The 26,912-nt window shown below is 42.7% G+C and carries 39 protein-coding genes; 5 read left to right on the top strand and 34 right to left on the bottom strand.

Annotation, left to right across the window (positions count from 1 at the left end):
- Positions 1-5: 5 nt before the first annotated feature.
- The 8 genes from LP667_RS08755 to LP667_RS08790 all read right to left on the bottom strand — a co-directional run bounded on the left by LP667_RS08755 (position 6) and on the right by LP667_RS08790 (position 3,403).
- On the bottom strand, positions 6-449 hold the full coding sequence (locus tag LP667_RS08755; RefSeq protein WP_056988239.1) for a single-stranded DNA-binding protein: 444 nt from the start codon (positions 447-449) through the stop codon (positions 6-8).
- Entirely contained in the window at positions 446-1,204 is a 759-nt protein-coding gene (locus tag LP667_RS08760) for an ERF family protein (protein WP_056988238.1), read from the bottom strand. Before LP667_RS08760 ends, LP667_RS08755 begins: the two co-directional genes overlap by 4 nt.
- 154 nt (positions 1,205-1,358) lie before the next feature.
- Positions 1,359-1,538, bottom strand: coding sequence for a hypothetical protein (locus LP667_RS08765; RefSeq protein WP_121018927.1), 180 nt, complete (start codon positions 1,536-1,538; stop codon positions 1,359-1,361).
- A gap of 15 nt (positions 1,539-1,553) precedes the next feature.
- Positions 1,554-1,754, bottom strand: coding sequence for a hypothetical protein (locus LP667_RS08770; RefSeq protein WP_056988237.1), 201 nt, complete (start codon positions 1,752-1,754; stop codon positions 1,554-1,556).
- Complete coding sequence (locus LP667_RS08775; RefSeq protein ID WP_056988236.1) at positions 1,741-1,998, bottom strand: hypothetical protein; 258 nt, start codon at positions 1,996-1,998, stop codon at positions 1,741-1,743. Before LP667_RS08775 ends, LP667_RS08770 begins: the two co-directional genes overlap by 14 nt.
- A 170-nt stretch (positions 1,999-2,168) precedes the next feature.
- Positions 2,169-2,429 carry a hypothetical protein gene (locus tag LP667_RS08780; RefSeq protein WP_056988235.1) on the bottom strand — a complete coding sequence of 87 codons (261 nt, stop codon included), beginning with the start codon at positions 2,427-2,429 and terminating at the stop codon, positions 2,169-2,171.
- 20 nt (positions 2,430-2,449) lie between these two features.
- Positions 2,450-3,178 carry an ORF6N domain-containing protein gene (locus LP667_RS08785; RefSeq protein WP_056988318.1) on the bottom strand — a complete coding sequence of 243 codons (729 nt, stop codon included), beginning with the start codon at positions 3,176-3,178 and terminating at the stop codon, positions 2,450-2,452.
- 15 nt (positions 3,179-3,193) lie between these two features.
- Entirely contained in the window at positions 3,194-3,403 is a 210-nt protein-coding gene (locus tag LP667_RS08790; protein ID WP_056988234.1) for a helix-turn-helix domain-containing protein, read from the bottom strand.
- A gap of 160 nt (positions 3,404-3,563) precedes the next feature.
- Between LP667_RS08790 and LP667_RS08795 the strand changes: the two genes are divergently transcribed.
- The 5 genes from LP667_RS08795 (at position 3,564) to LP667_RS08815 (ending at position 7,009) form a co-directional block, all read left to right on the top strand.
- Positions 3,564-4,061 carry a helix-turn-helix domain-containing protein gene (locus tag LP667_RS08795; RefSeq protein WP_244926159.1) on the top strand — a complete coding sequence of 166 codons (498 nt, stop codon included), beginning with the start codon at positions 3,564-3,566 and terminating at the stop codon, positions 4,059-4,061.
- Between the two features lie 9 nt (positions 4,062-4,070).
- Positions 4,071-4,547, top strand: coding sequence for a M78 family metallopeptidase domain-containing protein (locus tag LP667_RS08800; protein WP_056988233.1), 477 nt, complete (start codon positions 4,071-4,073; stop codon positions 4,545-4,547).
- 89 nt (positions 4,548-4,636) lie between these two features.
- Positions 4,637-5,002, top strand: coding sequence for a hypothetical protein (locus tag LP667_RS08805; protein ID WP_147374850.1), 366 nt, complete (start codon positions 4,637-4,639; stop codon positions 5,000-5,002).
- A 105-nt stretch (positions 5,003-5,107) separates the two neighbouring features.
- Positions 5,108-5,680, top strand: a complete 573-nt coding sequence (locus LP667_RS08810) for a hypothetical protein (protein ID WP_056988231.1) — start codon at positions 5,108-5,110, stop codon at positions 5,678-5,680.
- A gap of 165 nt (positions 5,681-5,845) precedes the next feature.
- On the top strand, positions 5,846-7,009 hold the full coding sequence (locus LP667_RS08815) for a site-specific integrase (RefSeq protein ID WP_056988829.1): 1,164 nt from the start codon (positions 5,846-5,848) through the stop codon (positions 7,007-7,009).
- A 413-nt stretch (positions 7,010-7,422) separates the two neighbouring features.
- Here LP667_RS08815 and LP667_RS08820 read toward each other — a convergent pair whose 3' ends face one another.
- From LP667_RS08820 to LP667_RS08950, 26 genes are all read right to left on the bottom strand, one after another.
- Positions 7,423-8,331, bottom strand: coding sequence for a GH25 family lysozyme (locus LP667_RS08820; protein WP_056988280.1), 909 nt, complete (start codon positions 8,329-8,331; stop codon positions 7,423-7,425).
- A complete protein-coding gene (locus LP667_RS08825) occupies positions 8,331-8,615 on the bottom strand; it encodes a phage holin family protein (RefSeq protein WP_056988279.1) in 285 nt (94 codons plus the stop codon). Before LP667_RS08825 ends, LP667_RS08820 begins: the two co-directional genes overlap by 1 nt.
- A 210-nt stretch (positions 8,616-8,825) precedes the next feature.
- On the bottom strand, positions 8,826-9,209 hold the full coding sequence (locus tag LP667_RS08835) for a hypothetical protein (RefSeq protein ID WP_056988277.1): 384 nt from the start codon (positions 9,207-9,209) through the stop codon (positions 8,826-8,828).
- Between the two features lie 13 nt (positions 9,210-9,222).
- On the bottom strand, positions 9,223-9,633 hold the full coding sequence (locus LP667_RS08840) for a hypothetical protein (protein ID WP_056988276.1): 411 nt from the start codon (positions 9,631-9,633) through the stop codon (positions 9,223-9,225).
- Positions 9,634-9,722: 89 nt separating this feature from the next.
- Positions 9,723-9,890 (bottom strand): XkdX family protein, encoded by a 168-nt coding sequence (locus LP667_RS08845; RefSeq protein ID WP_120247159.1) that lies wholly within the window; start codon positions 9,888-9,890, stop codon positions 9,723-9,725.
- Positions 9,890-10,231 carry a hypothetical protein gene (locus tag LP667_RS08850; protein WP_146029293.1) on the bottom strand — a complete coding sequence of 114 codons (342 nt, stop codon included), beginning with the start codon at positions 10,229-10,231 and terminating at the stop codon, positions 9,890-9,892. The genes LP667_RS08845 and LP667_RS08850 overlap by 1 nt, the downstream gene beginning before the upstream one ends.
- 1 nt (position 10,232) lies before the next feature.
- A complete protein-coding gene (locus LP667_RS08855; protein WP_056988274.1) occupies positions 10,233-11,192 on the bottom strand; it encodes a hypothetical protein in 960 nt (319 codons plus the stop codon).
- A gap of 51 nt (positions 11,193-11,243) precedes the next feature.
- Entirely contained in the window at positions 11,244-12,071 is an 828-nt protein-coding gene (locus tag LP667_RS08860) for a hypothetical protein (protein ID WP_056988273.1), read from the bottom strand.
- 117 nt (positions 12,072-12,188) lie between these two features.
- Positions 12,189-13,022 (bottom strand): hypothetical protein, encoded by an 834-nt coding sequence (locus LP667_RS08865; RefSeq protein ID WP_056988272.1) that lies wholly within the window; start codon positions 13,020-13,022, stop codon positions 12,189-12,191.
- The gene (locus LP667_RS08870) at positions 13,023-13,664 is read right to left on the bottom strand and encodes a putative phage tail protein (protein ID WP_056988271.1); all 642 of its coding nucleotides are present in this window, start codon (positions 13,662-13,664) and stop codon (positions 13,023-13,025) included.
- On the bottom strand, positions 13,657-14,805 hold the full coding sequence (locus LP667_RS08875) for a baseplate J/gp47 family protein (protein WP_056988270.1): 1,149 nt from the start codon (positions 14,803-14,805) through the stop codon (positions 13,657-13,659). The genes LP667_RS08870 and LP667_RS08875 overlap by 8 nt, the downstream gene beginning before the upstream one ends.
- Complete coding sequence (locus LP667_RS08880) at positions 14,795-15,226, bottom strand: DUF2634 domain-containing protein (RefSeq protein ID WP_082618897.1); 432 nt, start codon at positions 15,224-15,226, stop codon at positions 14,795-14,797. Before LP667_RS08880 ends, LP667_RS08875 begins: the two co-directional genes overlap by 11 nt.
- Positions 15,227-15,236: 10 nt before the next feature.
- The gene (locus LP667_RS08885; protein WP_082618907.1) at positions 15,237-15,515 is read right to left on the bottom strand and encodes a DUF2577 domain-containing protein; all 279 of its coding nucleotides are present in this window, start codon (positions 15,513-15,515) and stop codon (positions 15,237-15,239) included.
- 27 nt (positions 15,516-15,542) lie between these two features.
- Positions 15,543-16,562 (bottom strand): XkdQ/YqbQ family protein, encoded by a 1,020-nt coding sequence (locus tag LP667_RS08890; protein WP_056988268.1) that lies wholly within the window; start codon positions 16,560-16,562, stop codon positions 15,543-15,545.
- A gap of 3 nt (positions 16,563-16,565) precedes the next feature.
- Entirely contained in the window at positions 16,566-17,258 is a 693-nt protein-coding gene (locus LP667_RS08895) for a hypothetical protein (RefSeq protein WP_056988267.1), read from the bottom strand.
- Between the two features lie 15 nt (positions 17,259-17,273).
- Positions 17,274-20,957, bottom strand: a complete 3,684-nt coding sequence (locus tag LP667_RS08900) for a tape measure protein (protein WP_056988266.1) — start codon at positions 20,955-20,957, stop codon at positions 17,274-17,276.
- 231 nt (positions 20,958-21,188) lie between these two features.
- Complete coding sequence (locus tag LP667_RS08905; RefSeq protein ID WP_056988265.1) at positions 21,189-21,620, bottom strand: phage tail assembly chaperone; 432 nt, start codon at positions 21,618-21,620, stop codon at positions 21,189-21,191.
- A 13-nt stretch (positions 21,621-21,633) separates the two neighbouring features.
- Complete coding sequence (locus tag LP667_RS08910) at positions 21,634-22,116, bottom strand: phage tail tube protein (protein ID WP_056988264.1); 483 nt, start codon at positions 22,114-22,116, stop codon at positions 21,634-21,636.
- A gap of 13 nt (positions 22,117-22,129) precedes the next feature.
- Entirely contained in the window at positions 22,130-23,494 is a 1,365-nt protein-coding gene (locus tag LP667_RS08915) for a phage tail sheath C-terminal domain-containing protein (protein WP_056988263.1), read from the bottom strand.
- Positions 23,495-23,686: a hypothetical protein gene (locus LP667_RS08920; protein WP_056988262.1), complete on the bottom strand. Its 192-nt coding sequence runs from the start codon at positions 23,684-23,686 to the stop codon at positions 23,495-23,497.
- On the bottom strand, positions 23,679-24,092 hold the full coding sequence (locus LP667_RS08925; protein WP_056988261.1) for a phage tail terminator family protein: 414 nt from the start codon (positions 24,090-24,092) through the stop codon (positions 23,679-23,681). The genes LP667_RS08920 and LP667_RS08925 overlap by 8 nt, the downstream gene beginning before the upstream one ends.
- 9 nt (positions 24,093-24,101) lie before the next feature.
- The gene (locus LP667_RS08930; RefSeq protein WP_056988260.1) at positions 24,102-24,500 is read right to left on the bottom strand and encodes an HK97 gp10 family phage protein; all 399 of its coding nucleotides are present in this window, start codon (positions 24,498-24,500) and stop codon (positions 24,102-24,104) included.
- Positions 24,481-24,876 (bottom strand): hypothetical protein, encoded by a 396-nt coding sequence (locus tag LP667_RS08935; RefSeq protein WP_056988259.1) that lies wholly within the window; start codon positions 24,874-24,876, stop codon positions 24,481-24,483. The genes LP667_RS08930 and LP667_RS08935 overlap by 20 nt, the downstream gene beginning before the upstream one ends.
- Positions 24,873-25,262, bottom strand: coding sequence for a head-tail connector protein (locus LP667_RS08940; RefSeq protein ID WP_056988258.1), 390 nt, complete (start codon positions 25,260-25,262; stop codon positions 24,873-24,875). Before LP667_RS08940 ends, LP667_RS08935 begins: the two co-directional genes overlap by 4 nt.
- 13 nt (positions 25,263-25,275) lie before the next feature.
- On the bottom strand, positions 25,276-26,316 hold the full coding sequence (locus tag LP667_RS08945) for a hypothetical protein (RefSeq protein WP_056988257.1): 1,041 nt from the start codon (positions 26,314-26,316) through the stop codon (positions 25,276-25,278).
- A gap of 12 nt (positions 26,317-26,328) precedes the next feature.
- Complete coding sequence (locus LP667_RS08950; protein WP_056988256.1) at positions 26,329-26,883, bottom strand: phage scaffolding protein; 555 nt, start codon at positions 26,881-26,883, stop codon at positions 26,329-26,331.
- Positions 26,884-26,912 lie beyond the last annotated feature (29 nt).

Raw genomic sequence — 26,912 nt, forward strand, 5'->3', positions numbered from 1 at the left:
CCTTCCTAAAACGGCATATCAGCATCACTGATGTCAATCTGCTTGCCATTGTTTTCAAATGGATTGTGTTGTGGATTTTGTGCGTTAATACCTGCTTGCGCTTGTTGGGCCGCATCCGCTGTGTCAGCCCGCTGTCGTTGTTGGGCTGACTCTTGCTTGCTATCCACAAAGTCAACCGTATTAACGACGACATCTTGCGTGTAATGAGTTTGACCATTACTCTCATATTTGCCACTGATCAACTGTCCTGTGATCCCGATTCGACTGCCTTTGTGAAAATACTTCGTCAGCATTTCAGCGCGTTTTTCCCATGCTTGGCAACGAATAAAGTTACTGTTATCACCATAGCCACGCACCGCAATGCTAAAACTTAAAACAGCTTTACCACTCTGCGTATACTTCAGCTCTAAATCATTCGTAATTCGACCATATAGACTTACCACATTCATACGTTTCCACCTTCCAAATCGTGCCGCATTTGCTTAGCAGCATTGAAGAACTTCACAGCATTACTGGTCGTATTCAGCTCAGCATCGACGTAGCCCGTTTGTCCCATTAGTTCTTGATAAATATCAGGTTGGTCACGCCCCGTAGCTTGACTGATTAATTCGATTTGATGCATTGCTTGCTTCAAGGGACCACTACTAGTATTAGTTTGATTGTTATTCTGGCGTCGCTGGTTAACACCGCCACGCTGTTGGCGTTGTCCACCACTGTGTTGAGCAATACTCGGTGATGCCGCCGGGGCGCTCGTTGCAGCTCCGTCATCATCAACCTCGGAACTCACACCGAATGAGGCTCCTAACGAATACCGTTTAGCATAAGTGATCGCGCTCCCAGCTTCCTGGGGCTGGCCGTTCGTTGTAAACTTCATCCACGGTGAATGGTAAACAAAACCAGTTGTATGCACGATGATTGTCCGCACACGGATGACTTTCATATCGATTTCAGCTTCCTGATACCAAGCTAATCCAGTCGCTTTCAAGCCATCGTCAATCGATTTGATTAAGTCATCCAGTAGAACATAATCGTATTTTTTGTTATTGCCATTTTTCGTTCCGTAATTAACGTGTCCATTTTTGGCTGGGGCCTTAACTTGAGACCGGAACTTAGCCAATCCAGTATTAAATGCCGCTTGTAACTCAACTCGTTTTTCTGGCGTAACTTTCTCTACTTTTGGTACATCCGTTTCTTTATCGGTCATCTAAATACCTCCCTGAATCAATTGCAATTTAAGATTGCGGGCCTACTTCAAGTTACAAAACACCTCATAATCAGCTGGTGTCATTTCATCGCACGGAGTACGACCATAGATTGCAATACCCGTTTCGATTACCGATAAAATGGCAGTATTTAAGTTACTTGTTACCATCTTTGCACCCCCATACTCGTTGCCATAAATGTGGTTTGGGCGTATGATAGACACGTAGTTTGATAAGATATGCGTCTAACGCGGTACCTACGACTGGTTGCATCCGGTCGTGGGTATTTTGTTGTTTTAGCCAAATTTCGAATGGCTTATGCGGTACTTTTCTCATAATCAGTTTTCCTTTCTAATTCACTTGGCTCAGTGCAGAAATAAAAATCTCAAACTTACGTCCGGACGCTTCAACTACAGCAATCCGCCGTGATGACTTACCAAACAAGTCAGGTTTAATTTCAACGACTTTGCCAACGCCTCCAGCAATAATGAGCTGTCCAGCTGACATAACGCTTGGATAAGTTACACGATCACCAACACTAATAATTGTCATAATTGCCCTCCTCATCCGGTAAGCGAAAAATCCATTTATCGGCTTTCTGCTCAGGTGTTACTACTATCACGCCGTTGTCACCTAATGCTTCTAGGAACTCCTCTGAATACTTCTTCGTGCTATTTCGTTCGATAACGTTGCAACCAACAGCAAACTGAATATCAGTTAGCAAAGTCTCTTCATTGGCCCGAATCGTATTATGCCGTCGCATACTAAGCGCGTAATTAATCGATTCATCATACATAGTTAAAACCTCCTTTTTAAATTCCAAACCAGTCTCTAATTTCATGTCGCTTAAACCACAATGTTGTTACCACCCATGTTAGTAGCACTACTGCTACCCAATTTGGTAATACGATCATTATTTTCCCTCCAATTAAGCTTATATTGAACCATCATCTACCCGCCTAGGTTTTAGTTACTTAAATTCTGATGATTCAATAACCATTTATCGACTGCTGGTGCGTACCATTTTCCATCTCCCTCTGGTTTTGGAAATCCTTCTTTATCACGATAGTGTTTGTCGAATGAATCTACTTTGATACCAAACTCAGAGTAGAAATCTTTACGTCCAATCATTTTATGCTTAACGGTCTGCTGACTGCGACCGTCTGCAACTCCCTGTTCATATGCTTGTTTAAAGAGCTTCGATAAGGAAGCTACTAAACTGTCCATTTGGCTACCCCCTCTGAACCTTATTCATATAAGCCTAATGATGTTTGTCGAATAATGGTCTTTGTGGCGGTCGATGGCTCCCAGTCATTAACGAAGTCCATTACCATCCGATAATCCTTTTTCCGCAACATCGACCGAGCGCTTACACCGGCAATCTTCTTGACACCGCCATTAATGTCTTTGAATAATTCGCCACGCTGCTTTTGAGTAATGCTGCCATAGCTATTTGATACCTCAGATACTCGCTGATTAATCCGACGTGCCAGAATATTGTAATCTGGCTGAGGAATAACTTGGTTCTCTTTTAGGTCTTTTAAATCATCCTCAACATCATCCAATCGCTGGTTAGTTTCCTCATTTGCGTCCAGTGCCAATTTTGCAAGTTCACGTGGTGACGTTGGTAATGCTGGACGTGATGGATTAAAATAATTTTCTTCCAACTCGTCAAACATATCCCAGGCTCGATCAGTACCTAGCATTTTTGAATGCCGACTGGCGCCACGCTTAGTCCACAGATACAAATGACTAGAAAATTTATTAATAGGCAAGTCGAAATTTTCTACCTGGCTTTTAAATTGTTTCAAACTGTTTGCTTTAAGCAAATAATAATGGATACCTTCAATAAACTTAGTCTTGTTATTGGCGAAATTTTGTTTAATCGCTGTGTTCGTTGCCCCATAAAACTCAGCTAATTGCTCTGTAGTCAAAATCAGTTCTCCATTAAATTTGATTTGTTCTACGTCTTGCATTTTCATCGTTCCTTCCTAGTTTTCAATATTTAATACGCGGTAAATTTTTTGTCGAATATCGATAGACTTAGGTGACATATCCGCATGAATTGCTCGATTTACCTGTGTAGGGCCCTCACCAATCAATTTGGCTAATTCAACTTGACTCATATCACGTTCAAATAATCCAATCTTAATTTTGGTCGTAATTGCTTTGGCACCATTAATTAATTTTTCCTCAGTCATTTTCAACCCTCCTCAGTAATTTATTTATCAAGTTATTGCATTTTCTACCATATGTGATAAAATCAATGTATAAGAAATAAGCATACAAAAAGCCATCTTCTAGCCTTTCCTACCAAAGTTACGCTGTGAAGTTGCCCGTTTCTTGTTGCTCAATTACTTGATGAATTCATTATCAATCATTTGTGATAAAAAGTCAAACTTATATTCCACCATTTGTGATAATAATTTCATCAATACCCTTAGGAGTGTTGATATGACTACATTAGAAAGAATAAAAAAACTTTCTAAGCAACGCGGATGGTCACTACAAACTTTAGCTGAAAAAGCAGGTTTAGGAAAAAATAGCATTTATCGCTGGGATGCAAAAACACCCAGTACCGCTAGCCTACAAAAAGTTGCCAAAGTTCTAGACGTCTCTGTCGCCGATTTGCTTGGAAGCGAAAGCACTGTTCAATCGGATGAACCAAAACACATTGACGTTGATGACATCGTTAATAGTGTTGCGCCACTTACACAACGTGATCATGCTTTATCCGATGAGGACCAGGCTGCTATTCGTGCGCTTGTCAAAACTTACCTTGAAAGTAAGGAAGGACAAGACCGACTACGTAAATATGGTGGTTACGATAATAATGGCAAAAAAACTGATGGGAAATGAAGTGATTAGATGATTTATGACACCTTGCAAGAAGCGTTGACTGATATGGAAACGTTAGGAACTTGGGACCCTGATCGTCTAATCCGTCATTTTGGGATTGCTTACCACTATACTAGTGACTTACCAGATAATATCAACGGTTACTCACTACCGTTGACTAGAACCTTTTTTATTAATGAAAATACTAAGTCACCCATATTTGTAAAATGCCATGAGTTGCAACACTGCTTACTCGACCCAACTGTTGAGCCACTCATCGATACTAGTATGGTCTCAAATTCAAAAATAGAATCGCGTGCGAACCGTGGCGCATTCTATATTATGATTAAGAACTACTTAAATACGACTGATATTGAACCAGGCGATTTTAATATTCTCAGATTCGCTGAGAGCTACCAGCTCGAAACCAAACATTTATTATTTATTCGAAACGTAGCCGAACAGGAACTGGGTATTAAGATTAGTCAAGGCGTATTTAGTCTGTAACTGTAATTTAACCAGTGAATCTATCATAGAAAGAGGAAATGTCCGTGAACCTGTTTAACAAGATTCTAAACATTTTTAGTAAGGCGAACATGGCTTCTGTCCTTGAAGAAGATAGTGAGAGGATAATAAAAGACATAGAAATAGAGGACCGAAATATAGAACGATACCAAATTCAATCGGGAAAGCTATACAATCTCTGGCACAGTAAAAACTATGTTGCTACAGAATCCTATGGATTAAAAATAATCGGCCATGGTAATTGGTTACCTGGCGTGTTTGAAACTATGGCCAAACTATATCGTCGACAGAAACGATATAACAGTGAAATTGACATTCTAGAGGCTGGAATACAGGCACAAAAAGAACATAGTAACTCCGGAGTGGCAATCAGAGATTTTCAATTACGTATTGAAAGAATTCACGAGTTACAACCGAATAGTAATAGCATAGACTGATATACTAAGTTTACAAAAAAGCGTTTCACCGCCATCAACAGTAAAACGCCTCAAATAACGTTATGTTGCTTTACAAAAACAATTATATCATTGGAGGATATGTAAATGAATATGAAAAAGGTCGCGACCATGGGGACAATTCTATTAACCGGGTTAAGCTTAACTGCTTGTGTTAGCTCTTCAAATGAATCAAGTTCTAGCTCCAAGAAAGAATCAACTTCAAAAGTAGCAAAGTCGAATTCAAAAAAAGAAGCATCTAGCAAAAAAGAAAGCAGTAGTTCATCGAAGAAAAGTAATGATGCTAATGATATCCTTCAAGCTATGGATTCTAAAAAACTCGCTAAATTTAATGAAGACTTGTCATCCAGCTTAAGCGAAGATCAAGGATTTGCGAACGATGGTCAAAAAGGATACGACTACGCAACTTACATTGACACCTTAGCGTATGACCACAATAGAGGCCTAATTGTAACAGTCAATGATGACTTTATGGGATTAAATGACGCCCAAAAAACTACTGTCGGACAAGGAGCACAAAAATTAGCTGCAACACAGCTCGTAATCGACGGTATGGACATTGGTGCAGACAGTTCTGCCATCATGACCAATGTCCACTATGGTTCTGAAAGGGTCGGTCACTCAAAATCGTTCTCACCATCTAATTTTAAATGGAAATAAAAAAAGCACATCCCCTCCCGCCAAGAAGTCAGATGTGCTAATTGAACAAATACATAACAAAGGATAACTCTACCCTTTTTATAAAATTAATTATACCTGAAAGGAAGTGATGCCACAATCCTTCAAATTCTACCCGCCTAGGTGAAATTTAAGGAGGAAATCAAAATGGCAAGTATTACTAAAAGAAATGGTAAGTGGGCCGTCCGCGTCAGTTACTATGACGAATTCGGCAAACGATGCTTTAAAAACAAAAGTGGTTTCACTCGCAAAAAAGAAGCTGAACAATGGGCTACCGAATTAGAACAAGCTAAGTTTGATAAATCCATTGGTAAGACTGACACAACGACACTCTTTTCTGATTACTATGAACGATGGCTAGAAACTTACAAATTTGGCAAAGTTGCACGAATTACCGAACAGGAATACCGATACACTCTCCGTCAAATCGCTGAACTTTTACCAAAGATCCAACTATCAGCAATGACTCGGCTGCGGTATCAACAATTCATTAATGACTTTGTTCATGGTAACTCACAACAGCGTACCAAACGTAATCTTAAAGACGACCAGCCCTATCATAGTAAATCATCCGTTGAAAAGCTGCACGGTCATATTCACGCTGCTGTTGTTGATGCCGTGGCTGATAACTTAATTAAGTCTGATTTCTGTCTGCACGCTGAGTTAGGCGGTCATGCGGGTAAATCAGCACAGTTAAAGTACCTTGATGCCGAGGACATGCAAAAACTAGCCGCTGAGGTTAATACGGATATCAAGTTAACCTCTACCAGCAAATCAATGATCTACACTGGTTTACTAACTGGAATGCGAGTGGCCGAGGTTTCTGCACTCACTTGGCCCGATATTGATTGGCAAAACAAAACCGTACGCGTTAATAAGTCATGGGATTATGTTTATGGTCAAAAATTCAAGAAAACTAAAACCGAATCGAGTATTCGGACAATAACCGTAACTGACGATCTTTTAAATCATCTTAAAACGTTACACGCTTTACAAATGGCAGTTAAATTGGACAACCCAGATCATTTGGTTTTCATGAATAAGCGTGGTCGTATTCCCTCTCCAGGTGCATGCGATAATCTGCTTAAAAAATACCACGACTCATTGGGTATTAAACGGATTAGCTTTCACGGCCTACGTCACACTCATGCTAGTTACCTACTCTACTGTGGTGTGAAGATGGAATACATCTCAAAACGATTAGGTCACAAGAACAGTTCCATCACTCGTAACGTCTACGCTCATATGATTAAAGAAGACCAACGACAGGAAAACGAACGGACCTTAAAAGCCCTCTCTCAGGTCAACTAACATGGTGCACTTTTGGTGCACTCAACAAAAATGATAGCGCTAAAAGGCTTGATATCAATGATATGAGAGTGCACTCGAAAGGCTGTACTCTCCTTAAATTGATTATCTGTACCAGCCTTGAGCGTCGTCAATCGTTGAGTTGACGGCGTTTTTATTTTAATTTAATTGTTTCAAAACGGCTTTAATTGATATAATGGTGCACTTTTTGGTGCACTTTTACGAAAAAACATCAAATTTCGACGATTTAGTGCACTCAAAAGTGCACCAAAAAAATCCACACCACTGTAACTCATTGTGCCCCAAGGGGTTACAGCAACGGTAAATGCACATGACGCCTAGGCGGTTAAAATATATGGAGTAAATAAATTAAAAAAGCCCCACACCAACCATTATGGTCAGTGTGAGGCTTTTTGTTATTTCACATATTCAAGAGTATTATTAGCTGGGCCAGTTGCCATATAAGCATAGCCGTTCGGACGTGGTTGGCGCACCCAACGATAACCACCTTGAATGATAGCTTGATCAGTCTTGATGGTTGATCCCGCTGGCAAGACAGCAATAACACTGGACGCTGTAGAAGCGCCTGTTCGAAGTTTCACAGCTGTTTTGAGCGTGTATGTCTTCTGCTCCTTGACCCACTTTGGCCCGGCTGGCTTAGGCTTACTTGGCGCAGGTACAACTGTCTTAGTCGCTTTTGCATACTTGTCCCAAGCGGCTTTGTCACCGTAGAAAACGTTGAAATCAAGATTGCCACCCCAACCTGACAAGCGCCCAACGCTTGCGTATTGGAAGATGACCATCGACTTCCAATGCTTAAGTAATCCGTATAGATCACGTGGCTTGAACCCATTAACGACCGTATCACGATTATACTGGGCCAACCATAGTCCATAATTAGCCTTGACAACGGACGACCAGTCCAATGAATTTTCGCAATTAATACCAGTATAGAGCAACGGACGAACTCCAGTCTGGCTATAAACAGAATCAAGCCATTGTTTGGCTAGTCCAACGCCAACTTGATCTTGAATTGTCGAACCACTCGTGTTTTCGAAGTCCAGAACCAGAACAGCTTGACCGATATACGGCTTAGCCTTGGACAAAAAGTAGTCGGCCTGTTTCTTTACATCAACGTCATTTCGAATAAAGTGATAGAGTCCTAACTTTTTGTCCGCAGATAGAACTTGTTTAGCATGCCCGCTCCATGACGGATTCGTATATCCTGTTCCTTCAGTTACTTTCACAATGACGAAATCACCAGCGATTTCATCAACATTCATGCCAGCCTGATAACTGGAAACATCAATACCATTTAAACTCATTATTCTACACCTCCATCTAATGCATGTGTAATTGATTTGAATACCTCATTACCGCCAACACTGACGGCGCCAGCAACTAAACCATCAACTAACCCTACGACTGGTTTAATATCGCCGTTCAGCCAACCAAATACAATACCAATCACTGCCCCAATTCCCAATGCAATCATTGGTAAATACACATTCTTCAATGGTGTTTGCTTAACTCCCCACACGATTACAAAAGTAGCAATCGCAATCATGGCAATAGTACCACCATTCAATAATTGGATAAATTCTTCCACTATTTTTCATCTCGCTTCCTATAATATTCGATTATTTCCTGTTTCTTTGTGTTCTCCTTCTGTAGCGCCTCATTATCCTTTTTTAGCTTGGCAAGCGTGTTGTCAGTGGCCTTAGTACGGTTCAATATCGCCGGTGCTTGAGTTATCAATGCAACGATTATCGAAGCACCAGCACTGATGAGGGCCACGAGTACGACGTCGCTCACTATATCAGCCCCCGATTACTATTTCATGGATCATCGATGATAAAACAAAAAATGCATACATCGATTCAAAACTTATTAGTTGCCCATTACCAGCATCGTGAAAGATAAAGGCGACCATAAAAAAGACCCACACAAATGTGAGGGCTCCTGTCATTACCGGTTTATAATATGGTACATCAATATTCCAGAACGAATAGACAACTGCTAACGTCGCTACAATCATGAGTATTGAAATCGAAGGTGGATCATCCATGATATCTAAAACCGTTGGCCGTGGTGGTACGAAGGCAAAGGTTACATTATGCCTAACGAGAAAATAGACGCCCAATCCATAAGTTTCTAATGATTTCCACAACCAAAAACGATTCTGCTTTAAATGTGTTAACACATACTTTCATCTCCTAACCAGTCACCCAAACAAACGTACCGCCTACATAGTCAGTCACATCAAATTGTCCATCCATTGGGCTCTCAAAATTCAAATTTCCATCATTACCCAGTGTTAATGAAAATGAACGTCCAATTGTTCCTCTTAACGAGAACGGGATAGACTGTTGTGGATAGAAATTCGTTGGTAATTTTGCAATGACAGCATCACGAACTAAGTTAGTAATTGACAGTCTCAAAACTACAATTTCGCCGATTTTTCTTATACTTGTTTTTCCAATATTAGCTCTGTTTTCGAAACCATTGATTAACGTTAAGTCAATCCATCCAGTATCCTCAACCGCTGAACCAAGGCCTTCTAACATTCGGTTCAACGGTTCATCCCAATTTGCTTGACCATGATTAATAGTAGTGATGTTAATCATAACTAACACCACCTTTATAAATAATAAAAGGGTTAGAAATACCGGTATATAGGCATTCTACCCCCCCCCCGTCATTTTCTAACTTGTTTTTAATTTTCATTCTTTTTATCCTCCGTTTCTGTGTCAGTCGTATCTTCATTAATACCAACTAGCTCATTGTATTGATCCTCTGTTAGTAAACCGCCTAGTTTCAAAGTGCTTAAATTATCCGCATTATACAGCCCCATCGCGTAATACTGTTTGATAAAAATAAACATTAGTTAGTTCCTCCATTCTGTGCAGCAATTGCAAGCATTGCTTGAGCGTTGAACTGGTCTTGCGCAGTCTTGTTCTGCGCAATTTGCAACATCAATGCCGCATTAGTTTTATCTTGTTCTGACGGCTCCGGTACTGGCACTGGATGTGCTGCAAGCCATTCATCCTTATCAGTGCCATTCCATGTAGTCCCATCCCACGTAATTGGCTCGTATAGTCCATTTGTCGGTGCTACTGGCGTCGCGTTGCCTGGTAACGGATTAGGTAACTCATCATCCGTCATAAAAAATTCACTGTGATCCAGCTCATTGTCTTCATTCCAAAAATATAATATTTGTGGCAATTTACTCATCCCTTCCTAAATAATTAATGCCTGCAAAATCTAACTTAGTACCGTTTGGCAAGGCTTTGGCTACATATAGTCCATCATCCTTAATGGTTACTGGAAATTCGGTTTGACTAGATACATTTCGGCATAATGCTGTGATGCCACCGTCAGCCCCCAAAAACTTATCTGGCATTGCTAAAATTCTCGTTGCTGCCGGAATATCTGCAGTTGCTACGATTCCAGAAGTCAAATGGACAAGATCATTCACACGTCGAGCAAGCGGTGCATCTTTTGCTTGATACAGGCCTTCCACCGCACCAACCATTGTCAAACGAACTAATCCAGTGTCTTCCGCATGAATATCGTTGGCCGCGGGTGCCCAGTACTCTGACTTTCCAACAAATACCTCACCAAAAAACAAATTGTGATCTACACCATCGGTAGACCCATTGTTGTCAATACGGAATGCTCCCTGAACATTATTACCTGAATTGAAGCTAAGCTTATACAGAACTGCTTTAGACGGATTTGGAACAACACTCGTGGTTAATTGAATATTATTCAAATTATCATTTGCATCATGACAAATCATGTAAGCATCAAAGCTTGTAATACCGACAGCACCATACGCAATGAAATAGACATCATAATTTGTGTTGGGTACCAAGGTATACTCATCCGTTATTGCAAAAACCTCCTCATCAACACCGGGCTTTTCTTTGTCATGTAAGATGCTGAATAAATTGACTTTGCCATTCTTGTATAAGTGATTACGAATAACAAGAACTTTTCCACCAACGGGTGCGGACCAATGTTTAGTATTTCGAGGAGTTGCAGAATTTAAGATCAAATTTTGCCGACTAACTGGTCCCCCAGACAAATGAAACGTATCAGAGTCAAGGCCAGAGAAGTTATCATTGATAGTCTTTTCCCAATGTTCTTGACCATAATCAACTTTTGCTAAACTTACTGTCATAATTGAACTTCCTTTCTCTAATTCAAAGCCGTTCAATTGTGAACGGCTACTTTACGAAATAAATACATGGTTAAAATTAATCCAAAATGTGTCGTCGCTTGTTTCTGAACAATATTGCAACTGAATTTTTCCATTGTAAAAATTCCAGCCATATTGAACTCCAAATGCTCGTGTATCAAAGTGAGTGTTAACCATTTGGTGCTCGCTAAACCAATCCGTAACTAGCTGTGGCAGCGTAGCAACGTTTAATGTTAGATTCCATCCCTTGGTAATAGCGATGCCATTCACAGAACCGCTCAGCATTAACATATCAACTGCCCCTAACTGAATAATTCTAAAGGCGGGAGTATCACCTAAAAAATTACTGTAAACTTTTGCACCATTCATTAGAGTAATCCCATCCCTAATCCAGCCAGTATCTGTGACTTGTGCAGTGTCCTCCACTGCTGGGCGCCAATCCGTTGCCTTATCACCAAGCTCAACTTGTACATGATATTGACCGGTGTTCAAACTGACATTTCGTACAGAAATTTGCAGAATACCAGTATTATTTGTCGTTACAGTCAAAGGACTTCCAGCTTTAACGCCATTAGTACCGGAAACTGCCTTAAATCCAGCGTTTCCTGCAAATAGATCCTGTGTTCCTTGGTCATCACGTGCTGGAATATTAGTAGATACCGTATACGTAGTATTGGCAGCTAATTGTAAATTGACTGATGGCATTTCCAAATAATCTTCCCGATACTGACTACGTTTGAATTTCTCCAAGCTAAAATAATTTCGGCCTCCGATAACCATATTGTTCAAATTTTTGAAATTCGTATTGATAACCCCATCCCAGCCTGCTTGACCGGAATCAATATTGGTGATATTAGTCATAAATCACACCACCATTCCAATATGATAAAGGGGTTAGAAACGTTGATAATACTAAGTTTATACCCCCCCCCCGGCGTTTTCTAATGTAGATTTAATCTTCATGTTTTTGTCCTCCCATTACTTAAAAGTTGCATTCAAACACTGAATACCAATAGTTGCTGGCTCCGAAATAAGATACATCCATTTTCCATCACTCGCACGGGTAACTGCAAAGCTACCGATATTGAAGTCCGGTAATGCAGCTTTGATTTGTGCTGTCATGAACCGCGGAATCATCACTTGACCATTATTCTGCAAATCAACATTCATTGTTAATTCCGTCATTAGCGGAACACCGGCATACGAAGTTGTTTGTGCAATACCAGCGCCATTGTAATAGCCCCATGCTTTAAATCTGGGATAATCGTTCAGATTCAGTTTGGCGGTATCAATTGCGTAGGACTTTTCATTCAGTACAACTGCTACTTGTTGGTTCTGAACATAGGTCGTTGTCGCTAATCCATTCGGATCAACCGCAACCGTCACATTCTGGATTTGACCAACGACCACAGTAACGGCCAACTTGAATTCCAACAAAACTTTATCTGCAAAACTAGGCATCATTTCAGCTTCTACAGCCTTGATTACCGCGTATAGAATTTCACTGCCACCAGTTTCCTTAGCATAAATGCCAATCGCATTAACTGGATAGCTAATTTCTAGATCACGATTCGTAAAAAAAACTTCGACTTGCTTTAACGTATGATCATCTAGTCTGACAATAGAATTGTCCGTCAGTACACCACTCTGCATCTCATCCGGCATCGCTGTTAATTCACCAACGCTTACTGTCGATAGGTCTTTGCTACTTGCGGTCGTGCGTGTCAGCGAGAAGGTTGTTTTACCCGCTGCTGCTCGACTTGCTAATAATAAGCCTGCACTTGTCAATTGTGAATTTGCATATGTTGCCATTTAACTCACCTCCTTTAATTGTGTACTCTCAGCGGTCACAGACGTGTTGACCGTGACATGTTGCACGGTACCGACGCGCATAATTTCATCCGCTAACAGCATAAAACTGACTGGTTCCGCATCTACACTAGTTGCAACCGCAACTTGAACTGCTTGGCCAGCATTAAATTGCTCGACTGTCCGCTCTGTACGTCGCGTTGTTATTTGATAGGTTAAATTGGCTGGAACATAAACATTCAACAAATAGCGTAGCCGTTTGATTTGTGTAACACTCACATCCGCTTCCAAGCTGATGGTGCTCAAGATTGAATTGATCGCATCAACTTCAATATCAGCCGGTATCTGCATTGCCTTAACAAGCGAACGAAAATAGCCAATTGTGATTGGCTGTGGCGGTAAGATACGCATCAAAATGTCGTACCGTCGCTCTTCCAAAGTAGCCCCTGATTCAGGTGTGATTCCCAGTTGATATTCGAATAACGACAATCCTTGGGCATCCGCCGTAAAGACGTATTGATTCATCAATATTCGATTCAGTTGGTCCGTATTCGCATCAACTGCCACCTGTTCAGCATTGACTAGCGAATGCATTTCCACAATATCATCATAATAATCTGGTAAATAGTCACTTAATTTAGCCATTGAAGTCCACCACTCCCATCACTGGTAGCTGTGATACCGTATTGTTGAATACCAAATCAATATCAGCTGCTTGTCCATTTAATAGTGGTAACGAGGCATTAACAACTCCATCAACCTTCATCAGCTGAGTTAGGATTTGCGCACGATAGATTGTCAATTGGTATCCTCGGCCAGTCACCGCATCGACATTATTCCAGTCGGTACGCTTTTGTTTGAAATAGGCTTCAATTCCTGTCTCAATCGCCGAACGAACGGCCTCAACAGTAATCTGACTATCAACTTCAATGGTGGTAGTAACATTAATTACCAGCTCAGTCGGTGCAACGACCGTGACCTGATGTCCAATTGGCGCAAGTCCATATCCTTCCCCAGTAACCTCATCTGGATCAATCGTATTCTTTACTTGATTCAATAGGTCAGTACTTGCAGCTCGTAAATCATTGTCAATAATGACTAGCTTTACAGTGCCGCCACCGTGCCACGCCGGATAAACTTGACCGGCGCCAACGTCCTCAATTCCAGCTAGCATCTTTAAATAATCGGCCACATTCCCACCATAAGCATTGTATGAGTCAGGCGAGAGTAATCGCTCACGTAGATGATCATCAGTTTCAGCATCGCGGGCTGGTACCGGCACTGCAGTGATTTCAGCCCACGATAGCGAATCATTCGGCGTCACTGGTAATATTTGGCCACGATAGCCATTAGGGCCGCTTCCTACTGATTCAGCAACTAAATAGCCTACGCCGTCGCCGACAATTTCAGCCACTTTATAAAAGAACGGCTCATCGCCTAGACTTGCAAACCGGTCACCGACCTGCACATTAGTCACCGGCTGTCCGTCAGCATCGGTAAATTTGGCGCTGGCTTTGGCCGCAGTCGCTGGCTGTCGCGATGTTCCTTTCTCGACAGCCCGATAATCCAAGAACTCGCTTTGTGCAGTTAATGTATATGTCTGACGGACAATCTTTGCTGCATCCATAGAACTTTCCGCCATTGCGGATGCAGCTGGCGCTAGCGCATCATAGATAATTGAGCCTTCACGTTTATCAACCGTATCAGAAACTTTTGCCAACATTTTATCCAGCCAATAGTCAAAGTCTTGGGCTTCCAACTGATTGGCTAAGTCATCAGGATTCATTCGCATGCACCTCCTTTTCAACACTCATGGTGCCATATACCGTTTCAACCGTAGCTGTGATGTCTAAAGTAGTCGCATTTACTTGTACGATGCTTTCAACCACTACATCATCAACCCGATCATCCGCCTGTAAAGCTTCTTGCAACATTCGTTCGACTTCAACGGTGGCATAGTCAAAGCTTTTTCCCAGCAGTTCACTAAAATCATTACCATACTGGTCAGAATAAATGGGAAAGACAAACCTTTCAGTCCGCATCACCTTATCAACGGCTTGAACCATTGCGTCATAGTCATCAACCATACCAACGATGTGCCCGTCTACTACTTGATAAGTTCTCGAGGGCAACGTGACTTCTTCCACTTCGTCCGCCAGGTCATCAACTGTAACGCCATCGTCGACTGTTTCAATTTCATCCGCCATTGCTCTCACCTCAGACTTTATCAAAAATATAAAATGACTGGCCACCATCACTGCGAATCATCGCAACGTGGTCTCCAGTCTTTAACCCATTCTTAATTTGTACCTTTTTATCACTACCGTCGACTTTTACGATCGTCTCATAGTCACTGACAGCTCTTCCCGTAGTCAGAAACACATTGGTCAGCATTAAATTATTGCCAAGCTGAACCTGTAGCGGAGTCGTACCCACAACTGTGCCGTAAACAACATCAGCATAGTCCGACTGGCTGCCACCTCTACTCTTCAGCATACTAAGTAGCCACTCACCGGCCATCTTTTACACCTTCATTTCTATTTCGCAAGTATATTTAGTTCCAAAATGATGTGTCGCCTTGGTAATGAGCACTGAACGGGTCCCAAGACCAATGTCCTTCAAGCTCTGAATTTTGACGTACACTGCATTACCAGCAATCAGATCAATATCGCCTAACGTCGTGAGCGTCAAGGTGTATGCTTGCTTGTTTTTCGACTTTAATAATGCTTTAGCTTGCTCCATCATCTGTGCTTTGTTCGACTTATCCTTCGCATTTTCTACGTGTTGAAGCCGGCCCCAGTTATCAATATTATGACGACTACTTGCAGTAACAGTAGTGTAATGCGTATCCTTAGCACTCTTGCCACTAGCAGTCGCTGTACTCTTCTGACCTTTAGTCTCATCCTCTCGAACGATTCGTACCACGGTTGCAGCATCATCAATACTGCGTTCGTATTGAAATTTAGTCATCAATGACTTGTCCCCCACAACTGTCGTTAACGCCTTGTACGGAGCCTTCCGAAGTTCAACCACATCATAATTTGCAGCCACAAAATACAGATTACCAGTTGCTTTCTCGGTGTTTTCAATCGACGTTTTCAGCATATCAAAATAGCTTTTACTATCACAGACTTCCGCCGCTAGCTTATGACTACTAGCGCTGACAATGCTGTGACTGATTTGAGCCATATTGCAAACTTTACTAAAACGCTGACTCAACGTCGATACCGGCCAAACAAGGGAATCTTCATTTTTCAAGTAACGAAGTTTATCATAGGCAGTCACTGTGAACTTTTCTGGTTCATATTTGAAATCGAAAATATAGCCGTAAAAAATTCTGATACCATCCCAATAGAATTTAACAATGTCCCCGTTATGCGGTGTGAATCCTTCATCAACCTCGACAATATCAAACTCCAATGAACCGGCCGAATAATTCAAGTCAGTCGTCCAAGTAATCGAATCATTGACTAACAGGTTACGGATGTCCCACACAATCGCCCCTTCACCGCGATGTTGGACCGTCATCGTCGTTACTGCCATTCCTTACACCGCCTTTACTGCAGATTTTTTCACCCATCCGCGCCAACCGCCGCTAAGCGTCGTCACGTGATATGGATAAGCTCTTCCGAGAGCGATAAAGTTCACTTTGCGAATGGTGTTATGCTCAGTCTGGCCAGGTCCCCGTCCATAACTATCAACGTGCAAGCGGCCATTTACGATTACCTTCGAGCCTCGCCCAATTTTTTTGGGTGGCTTTGGCCGCGGCTTTCCTTTTTTCGCAACTTTTTTCTTAGCAATTTTCATTTTTTCAGCTTTATAAGTTTTATACTCCGTTAGATCTAACGTGAAGGTGTATTCATCCGCATTTGCATTTTCCATCCCGTAATTAAAGCTAGCAACTGTCATCTTCAGTGAAATTTTAGTTCCAGAAACAACCAAGCGAATTGGCTTTTTTGACTTTTGAGCCGCAATAATCCAATCAATATACTTTTGAGCCGAACTAAGTGGCTTGGAGGCAGTCACATAACGCACATTCTTAGTCGTGACTGGCAAAATACTTTCTATTGACAGTGTTCGCAATTTAACTTCACCAATTCTGTTGATTTCGCCAAGCTTGACAACTTCTTCGGTTGCATCGTTGGTTTCATAGTTAACTTTTAATTCTTGTGGGTTAACCGGTAGCTCAATCGTTTTGTTCTTGTTATCGGTCAGATACACACCAATATGTTTTGCCATTATTCACTCACCTCTTTAGCTCATCGCCGTGCCATTTTTACGAATCAAATAATTCTCAAGCTCGCGAGCGATAGTTTCGCCATCAAGTGCACCATTACCGCTGCTAACCACTTGAATTGCACCTGGTTGTACTTGAACAACCATACTTGAAGCATCGCCATAATGGTTAGCTGTCACCGTTTCACGAGCATTATCGCCAAATGGCGTCGTAGCCGGAACATCGCTTATATGGCTTCCTGTAGCTCCGAATTGAATCTGACCATTAGCAGTGATAGAACTACCGCTCATTCCATTAATCGCATTAGACACATTACCAATGACTTCTAATGCTCTATTGAAGCCAGCTGCTAGTTGATCACCAGGGTTTAGCCCAGTTAAACCAAAATTTCCTAACGATGAGTCAATATTGGCAGCACTCACTGCTGACGTTGCCATCTTAGCTCCCGCCTTACTAATCAACGAGCTAGTTCCATTCATCCCGATTGCCATACCTTGGCCCATATAGTCACCAATTTCAGCAAATAACCGCGATGGTGAATGAATTTTAGCAGCTGCACGAGCAGCACGATTAGCTTGTGCAATCAGGGCATTTGCAGCCGCAGTAACCGTTCCTAATCTCGACCGCATTCCGGCGGCCAATCCGGCACTAATCATGGCACCAGCCGAACGGGCAGCACTAACACCACTCTTCATTGCACTGGTAGCAGCATTAACTAAGGCGTGTGCGGCAGACCGTGCATTACCTGTTCCGCCTTTAAAGGCGCTAACAAATTTATTAACCGCATCTCGTGCAATAGATCCTAATGTATTTAGTCCGGTCTTAACAACACTAACCGCGCTGACCATTGTTTTTAGGCTAGCGGCAGCTGATGCAGCTTTGTTTGCTATTGAAGCAACCTGAGTCGCTACAAGTTTCGTTGCTACTCCCAATGCAGCCATACCGATAGCAGACGCGGCGGCAGCGATTCCTAGCCCTGCGAGAACAAGGGCAGTGGCAGCAGCCACCAGCACAATAGCAGCAAGTCCGATCATTGCCATCATTGCTCCCATCATAACCATCGTTAAACCGACCATCGCCATCATCCCTCCAGCCATAACCAGCATCAGACCAGCCATCGCCATCATTGCTCCAGCCATAACCATCACAAGGCCTGTAAAAGCCATCATCGCTCCGGCCATAACCAGCATCAAGCCAACCATCGCCATCATTGCTCCAGCCATAACTAATATTAGCCCCATTGCGGCAACCATTGCACCGGCCATAACTAGCATTAGTGCAACACCTAGCATCATTATTCCAACTGCAGCCACCAATGACATTGGTGCTACTAACATCAAACTTACCGCTAATAGCATCATTCCAACCCCAGCAATCAAGCCCGTTGCGGCAATCCCCATTAGGGCCACGCTCATTAATAGCAAACCAATTGCGGCAACCATACTAAACACGGCCACTAACGGCATTGCTACGGCTAGAATCATCATTCCAACTGCTGCAATCATCACTGTTACTGCTACCATGGTCATTGCTACGCCTAATAGCAACAAACCAATCGCAGCTAGCATGGACAACGGTGCTAGTAGCACCATACTAACCGCCAATATCATCATGCCAACTCCAGCAATCAAACCTGTAACGGCAATGACAGTTAAAGCCACACTCATAAGTAACAGTCCGACAGCCGCAATCATACTGAATACGGCAATCAACGGCAATGTGATTGCCAGCATCAACATCCCAACAGCAGCGATAATAACAGTCACCACGATGGCAGCCATTGCAACGGCAAATAGCAGCGCTCCCACGGCTGCGATAACAAATCCAACACCTAAGATTAATAAGGAAGCTCCTAATAGAATAAGACCCACTGCAGCAACAATAGCAGCCAAACCGAAGACGGCAACCGCACCAGCAAGCGCTAATAGTCCAATAGCGGCACTAACACCATACTGAGAAATCAACGGCAATTGAGTTGCTAATAGCGCCAAGCCAGCCGATGCAAGTAACACCGCAATACCAATCAATAGTAAAGCAGCACCAAGAATTAAGAATCCCACCGCACCTCCGATTAAGGACGGTCCGAGTAGTTTAACGATGACAGCTAATACAGCGACAGCCGCAATCATTCCAAAGAACATTGCAATAGCTGGCCAACCAGCTGACACCAGCTTGATTGTTGCGTTCGCAATCATCAATAGTCCCGCGCCTGCTAAAGCAGCGCCAGCACCAATCAGAACCATAGCAATCCCTAGCTTCAACATTGATGTCGCAGCCGCTCCCGTCTTACCGGGTTCTGGTACTGGAATTTCTGGAACTTTAGGTGTCTTTTGAAACATTGATAATGCTGATCTAATCCCTTTAAGCGCTTGGAACCCTTTCATCGCAGTGACAACCAAACCAACTGCCACCGCCACTGCTTTGATTTGTCCTGGGCTCATTTTTGATAAAGCATTCAGGCCGGCAATCAGAACCGTGAACTTTAATCCCTGCATTCCAGACTTCATAACGACAAACGCGGCCCCAATCGTTTTAAGCGTTCCTGGGCTTAGCTTACTTACAGCATCCGCTACCGCGCTAATCGATTTAGCCGCGCCTTTGATTGTGTTACCCGCCAATTCACCAAAACTCTTGAACGGATTTTTACCACCACCTGCCAGCTTCCCAAACACTCGTTTGGCAGACGCACCCAGAGTCGTAAACATAGACTGTACCGACTTGATAGCGCCAGTGTCCGTAAATCCGGCCCACATTTGTTTTGCATTTGCGACGACGGTTTTAAATGCATTCATCGCACCATCAGCAATTGGCTTAAAATCAATTTTATTAATGGAGTCAGACAAGCTGGATACCATTTTAATACCAACTTGACTTGCGCTATCAAAGGCATCTTGCAACTTAATGGCGACACCTTCTTTGAGTCCATCAACTGCTTGTCCGACAGTCTTAAATTGTGTTGCCATCTTAGTAAAGCCTTTATTAGTCCCAGCTTTTGAGACAGCATTGAAGAAATCCTGTGTTTTAACTTTGCCGTTTTGAATATCCTGAACTAATTGTGCAGTGGATCTGTGCATTGTTTTAGCGACTGCAGCCATACCAGCTGGTGATTGTTGCATCATCAATTTAAAATCAGCCCATTGTACTTTAGGCATGGCAGCCATCTGAGTAGCTTGCTGACTCAAAGTCTTCATCGCTTGTGCCGGATCTTCAGAGGCGGATGCTAGCCCACCAAATCCTTTAACCAACGATGTCGTGTTCTTTGTACCAACTGCTGCTAGCTGGCTATAAGTTGAAGCCATATCTGATGCAGAATAAATTGTTTGTTGCGCAAACTTTGATAAACTTCCACGAGCGGCAGAGATTTGCTTGGGGCTTTGTCCAATCATGGACATGTTCCCGTTAAACGTTTGCCATGCCTTGCTGGAATCGTTCAATTCGCCAATCATTGAGCCAATCCCCGATGAGGCAATTCCAATGCCTTTACTAATACCGCCACCAATAACATTGGCACCTAATACAGACTTAAATACCCCACCAGTTTCAGCGGCAGACTTGTTAAGACTGCTGAATGGATTGGCGCCTGCCATTCCAGACTTGAAACGTGAAAACATCGACTGTCCCTGACTTAATTTACTGTTTAGTTTGTCTAGTGGTGATGTGAATCCGTCTAGAATTTTAATTGTTGCGCTTACAGTTGACATACTCATGGCCTCCTTTCTTTTATGTACAAACAAACTAGAAGACTCAGTGCCTTCTAGCTTTTCGTTTAGCGTCTTTTTCTTGACGTCGTTCTTCCTTAACTCTTATGTCAATCCCAGCGATCACGAGTGCCTTTTCTCGGATAGTTAGGGCTGTGTACTGTGACGGGGTCCAGTTGAAGTTATTCATCGTATAGAAATAGTATGAAAAATCTGCACCTTCACCGTCTTGAATTATTTTTTTACTTCATCCGTTAAATCCTTCAAGTTTTCCTGGTTGATACCTGACAGTTTCATGACTTCACCACTAAGATCAGTCATTTCACCAACTTTCAGCATTTCCTTCAACGTCCCGATTGGATCAGCTAATGTACCATAGCTTTCTTGAAGTTCATGATCATCTAACGGAGGGAACACGACCGAAGCTGTGACAAGTAGTTCGCCAAACAGCTCCTGGTCTTGAGTCTCCTCAATTTGACCCGTTGCCGGATTTTTACGCCGACGAGTGGCTTTCTTTCGTAATCCATCGATTTCTTTATTAGTAATCTCTCGAATAACAAACGGCTCAGTAAAGCGCTTGAACGCGACTTCTTTGGTTGCTGGTTCATACGCCATATTTTGTTTCAGAAAGCTAGATACACTACGTTGTTGCTTTTCTTCGGTCATGTTGTAATTCCTCCTATAAATCGAATCCAGTGAATGCCTGAATTAGGCTAACGCCTTCAAAAGTAAAATCAGATTCCCATTGCATTACATCGTCATCCGCTTCAAAATCAGCAAACGGAACATCATCTAAGTTGACGTCAGTGAAATGTAATGTTTGAGTGCCAGCTGCGCTGGTAGGATCATTAATTGTTAAAGTCGCTTCAAAGTACAAGTCTTTGCCACCGTTGATGTATGGTAAAGCATACTTAGACCAGTTCGAACTAATTAGGTAACCACCTAACGTCCCAGTTCCTTCCACACTCGTAGTCTTTTTGTGCTTCCAACGTGATCCAAGTGTCTGCACATCTTCCTTATTTTTTTCTAGCTTGGCGCTAAATTTATTTGCTTCAATCAATGGAATAACCTTGCCATTGATAGTGATATAAATTTTCGCGTCCTTAGTTGAAATCGTATCGCGCCCATTAAGGAACGAGCCGATTGTCGTGTTTTCAGCCATGTTTTAGACCCTCCTATTGAACAGTAATCGTCATGTATAATTTTTCCATTGCTTCGTTTGGTTGAACCGCTAAATCTACCACAATGGAGTCTTTAGTTTGGCCTTCTGCCACAGTTACATCATCAGCCACAAAATTAGTGATAGAACCACCATTTTGCAATGTATCCAGTTGAGCCACAAGGTTTGCTTTGAATAGGTCGCGACCAGTGTCATCGTTGTTGACCTTACCAATGAACTGGTTTTCGAAAATTGTTTGCGTCAAATTCGCAATGCCATCGATTGTGCGGATGACCTGGTTTTTAGCAAAATAGCTTGGCTTGTCATCAGTAAATTGAACCAGGCTGTTGATGTCCTCTTCAATAACCACATCGCCATCTCGCTTCACACTAAATACGAGGTGTCCTGCTTTCAAATTATCAATGATTGCTGTATTTGAAAGGCGAGGTGTCGCATCTTGTGCATCCGGATAAACGGCATACGTCAACGAGGCACTACCATCAAGCGCAGATGATGCTCCTGCAATATATGCGGCTGCGGTAGTTGCGTCCAAGACCGTGCCATCCATTAATGTCACGCCATTGACAACAGCTGTAATGGCTTCCGAATTGTACTTGGTGTCGGTCGTCAAAGCTGGTACAACGCCCGTCACCTTGTACCCTTCATCATCACGCATCCGCTGTACAAGGTTCGCAAGTAAGGCATGAATCTCAGTATCAACTGGATAGCCGGCCGTCGTGACGACACTGTATGAGCGAGTCTCCATGGCGTCAGACAATAATGTCGTGATGTCGCCCTTTTCACTAGTACCACCCGTCAGCTTATACGTGGTCTTACCAGTCAATGCTGCCAATTTGGTTGGTCCTGCCGTTTCATCTGCGGTAACAACATCAATATAATCATTAGACAGCAGTGGCACTGAACCATCACTCTTAATTGCCTGTTGATCAACTACAGACGTTCCTAGAAGCGTTGTAACTGTAATTTTCGTCTCGTCCGTCGGGTCTTTTAACACACTGACAGTCAGATCATTACCACGTACACCTGCGTATTTAGCTGTAAGCGTCCATGGCAAGCCTTCATCAGCCACTGTTGCTTTAGTACCAGCATTGTCGTTGACTAGTAACACAGTTACGGCTCCCTTTAAAGCTTCATGAATTGTAATCGCCTTAGAATCCGTCTGAGCAACACCAATCAGTGCGCGAAAGTCACTATCTCCAGATAGCTCAATGACCCCATTAGCGCCCCAACCATAATCAACACCGTTTGCCATTAATACACGGCCAGTAGTCGTATCAGTTTGTTGTTCCGGCACCCCTTTGACATTGATATATGCGCCAGGTCGTACCTTATTTTGTGTCTTCCAAATTCCGCCTGCCATTTAAATTGCCTCCTTAAATTTATTGATTTCACTTTTAGCTTGTTCTAACGAATATTGTTTATCTTCTTCCAAAACAACTTTGAGAATATCGACTTCCAACTTCGTGAACGCACTCGCCATTAACAAGTCGGCCTTATCAAACTTTGGCACAACCGTTTTGGCTCGCTTTACTGTTCTCTTGGTTTCACTCACGTTTTGTCCCTCCTCGATAATCAATCGTCTCTTGTTTCGTGCCATCATCAACAGGTACCGCGCGGAAACTGACAGTGAATGTCATCAGTAACGCCCCATCGTTGTGGTCGAAGTTTCGGTTTGTGATCCCTGCGAAATCATTTAACTGAACAAAATTATCAGCTAATAATTCTTCCATCATTTCCATATCTTCATTCGGGTTTTCCGGGTCTGGAAAATACACCAATTGAAAGTGATTATCTCGCACTTGGATACCGAATAGGTTTGGCATAATAGCAGTTGGCAACTTTTCCACAAAAAAAGATGGCTCTTGAAAACCACCTCGTTGTTGTTCACGATAAATGGGCAACCCTGGAACAAGTTGAGCCAACTGTGTAGCAATTCGCTTCGTTACATTAAATGACATTGAACCACCTCATGAGAGCTTAGATAAGAACTTTTGTAGTGCAGGGGTCAACAATGACGTCATTTGGTCATCAACCTCAAACATTGTTTTCATCAGCATGTGCTGCCCAGGAACCCAACCACCGCCACGAGTTCTATGTCCCATTTCGATATATTGCGCATATTCGATGTTGTTTAGCGCCGTCAACGTAATCACGGATGCACTAACTGTTGGCCCTTTCAATTCCCAACCACGTCGAAGCGTCCCTGTGTCAACCGGTGTTTTGGCTTTGACTCCTTTGAGTATTTGTGCACCAACTCGTTTTACACTCTCTTCCAACTGCGATTTAAGAATTTCGGCATTGGCCTCCGTTTGAACCTTCTTCGCAAATTCTTTGAATTCAGCATCATCAATCGTTCCCCAACTCATTAGCTGCCACCTCTTTAGCCTTCTCATCACGAACCATCGCTACTTCTTGATGGGTCTCATAGCCCGTATACCCCCTGCTAGCGCGCTTATACTGGGTCACATTGCCATTCACATCAGTGACGGCAATCAAATCACCAGCAGCTACCTTAACCCCGTTATCAATAATGAGCTTGGCGTCGTACAAATCAGTCCCATAGAACGATTGTTCGCTGGTTTTCAATCCTGACAGTACCACTTTTGCCGGGCGATTTTCACAAATAACCACGTCTTCGGTGGTTGTGAATGGCCCATCTTCAACTTCCCGCACACCGGTAATGGTTACGCGATCATGCCATAGTTTGGGCAACACTTTTGCCATGCGCTTATAACCATTCATTGTTTCACCACCCGGTAACTATTCAGAGTCGCCAAAAAGTTATCGCTAATTACATTGGCTTCCTGCAGCTCCAGATAGGCTTGTGATGGCGATTTAAACTTAACGGAGGTATCACCCTCGGAAATACTATCAACATCTCCCGACTGCTCGTCAAGTGGCGTTAACAACTGATGGGTGCCGACATACTGCATGCACATCGCTACAATCGTGCTATCCAGATGTTCTGATAAGGCAATCGGATCAACATGGCAATAATTTGCCACATCCATAATCGTCTTATCGAGCACATAACTTAAAACATCATCATAGCCATCATTCCCGTCAGGCTTCGGCAATAGCTTCTTTAGTTGGGCCAATAACACTGGCCGCCGCGGTAATTGTTCCATGCTTACCCCACCTTTACTTAACGAGTGCTAATAAATCAGCTTTAACGGCACTAGCATCGTATTGAATTCCTTCTTGGTCTAAATAAGCCTTGATTTGTTCGACCGTGCTTGAATCGGTTGGTTTAGCCAATGTTTGCACTGTGCCTTCTGCCGGAGCCTTATCACTCACAACAAATTCAATCCCCTTGGTCTTGGTCTTCAAGATGAAAACATCATCGTATGATTGTTCGTAATACAAGAAGTTCCCAGAATTCATAGCTGATGGACTGTCAAAGCCAGCAAAACTGTACTTTTGCGGTGCGATTTGAATTCCGTTTGAAATCAAGAACATTTCAATTTGCTTAGCATCAGCTTTAAGTTTGGAACCAACCGTGAAGTCGAAAGCCGTTTGCATTAAGTCAGATGGCACAACCACAATTGTTACATCATCTAGGCTATAAACAGTGCGTTGAACGTTATTAGGGTCTTTCAAGACCATTTCACGGTTCATTGCTTCAGCACGTTTAAGAATGGCGTTGTTCTTTGGCGTCAGGTATAAGATTCGGCCTTGTTGTGGCACACGGGCTTCGTCCATTCCGACCATCATGTCATCGAACGCGGTTAAGATGTTCTTTTCATCTAATGTATCAGTTTGAATGCCGCCATCGTTCGCGTCTGCTTTACGTTGATATAGCTTAGAAAACATTTCGCGATCCATTTCTGGCATCTTTTCATCAAGATTGAATTGCTTCGTGATATTCGCCATCGAGATCACATAGTTAGATTCGTCCACATCTGATGGGTCAACCAAGGTACTCCAATACCGCTCATTTTTAAGTTCATATGGATCCCAATCATTTGAATAGTTTGCAGAAGGTGTTGTAATGGTTCGCCGCGCACGGTCCCGCCGACCTTCATCAATCGTTAACCGTGGGACTTTGATATGTTTAGCACCATCAAAGCTAATTAATGAATTTGACGGTGAGTTCCATAAGTCTGCTGAGAATAAATGTCCGTCGTAAAAAGATTGTTGAATCGCCTGTTGGTAGGCATCTGCATAATTAATTGTTGCCATGTTGTTTTCCTCCTAAGATTTAAATGCGTCGATCATTGCTTGGGCGGGATCTGGATCTTGCGGGCCACTCCCACCGTTTGGTTCGTAATGTCCCTGCTTACCTTCGTCGAACAAATAGCCATCGGACTTTTTAAGCGCTGCTAACTGATCATCGACACCTTCAAGCTTGCCATCATCGGTTAGCTTCACCTTATCCATATCAAGCAAGCCCTTGATGGCTTTAGGGTTACGTACTTTAGCACCAGTCAGCGCCGTATTCAATGCGCCGTTCAACTTGGTTTGGTTAAGCTGAGCGGTCAATGCTTTAGTGTCCTCATCATATTTGGCTTGTAAATCAGTGACTTGCTTAGTCAACTCTTCGTTATCCCCTAATTGCTTTTTAAGGCCCTTCAAATCCTTATCCCGGCTAGCCACGTTACCTTTTAAAGTTTCGTTTTCTTGTTGCAAGGCTTCAATGCCAGTACTGGCTTTAACCTTGGCGTTTTCGATATCCTCGCCGTTGATATCCATAACAGCCTTGATTTGTTCCTCGGTAAGTTTCAGTTCTGTTAGTTTTTCACGTTTCATTTTTGTTTTCCTCCGTTACGCTTTTTGTA

The organism is Lactiplantibacillus paraplantarum, from assembly GCF_003641145.1.
Classification (GTDB): Bacteria; Bacillota; Bacilli; order Lactobacillales; family Lactobacillaceae; genus Lactiplantibacillus; species Lactiplantibacillus paraplantarum.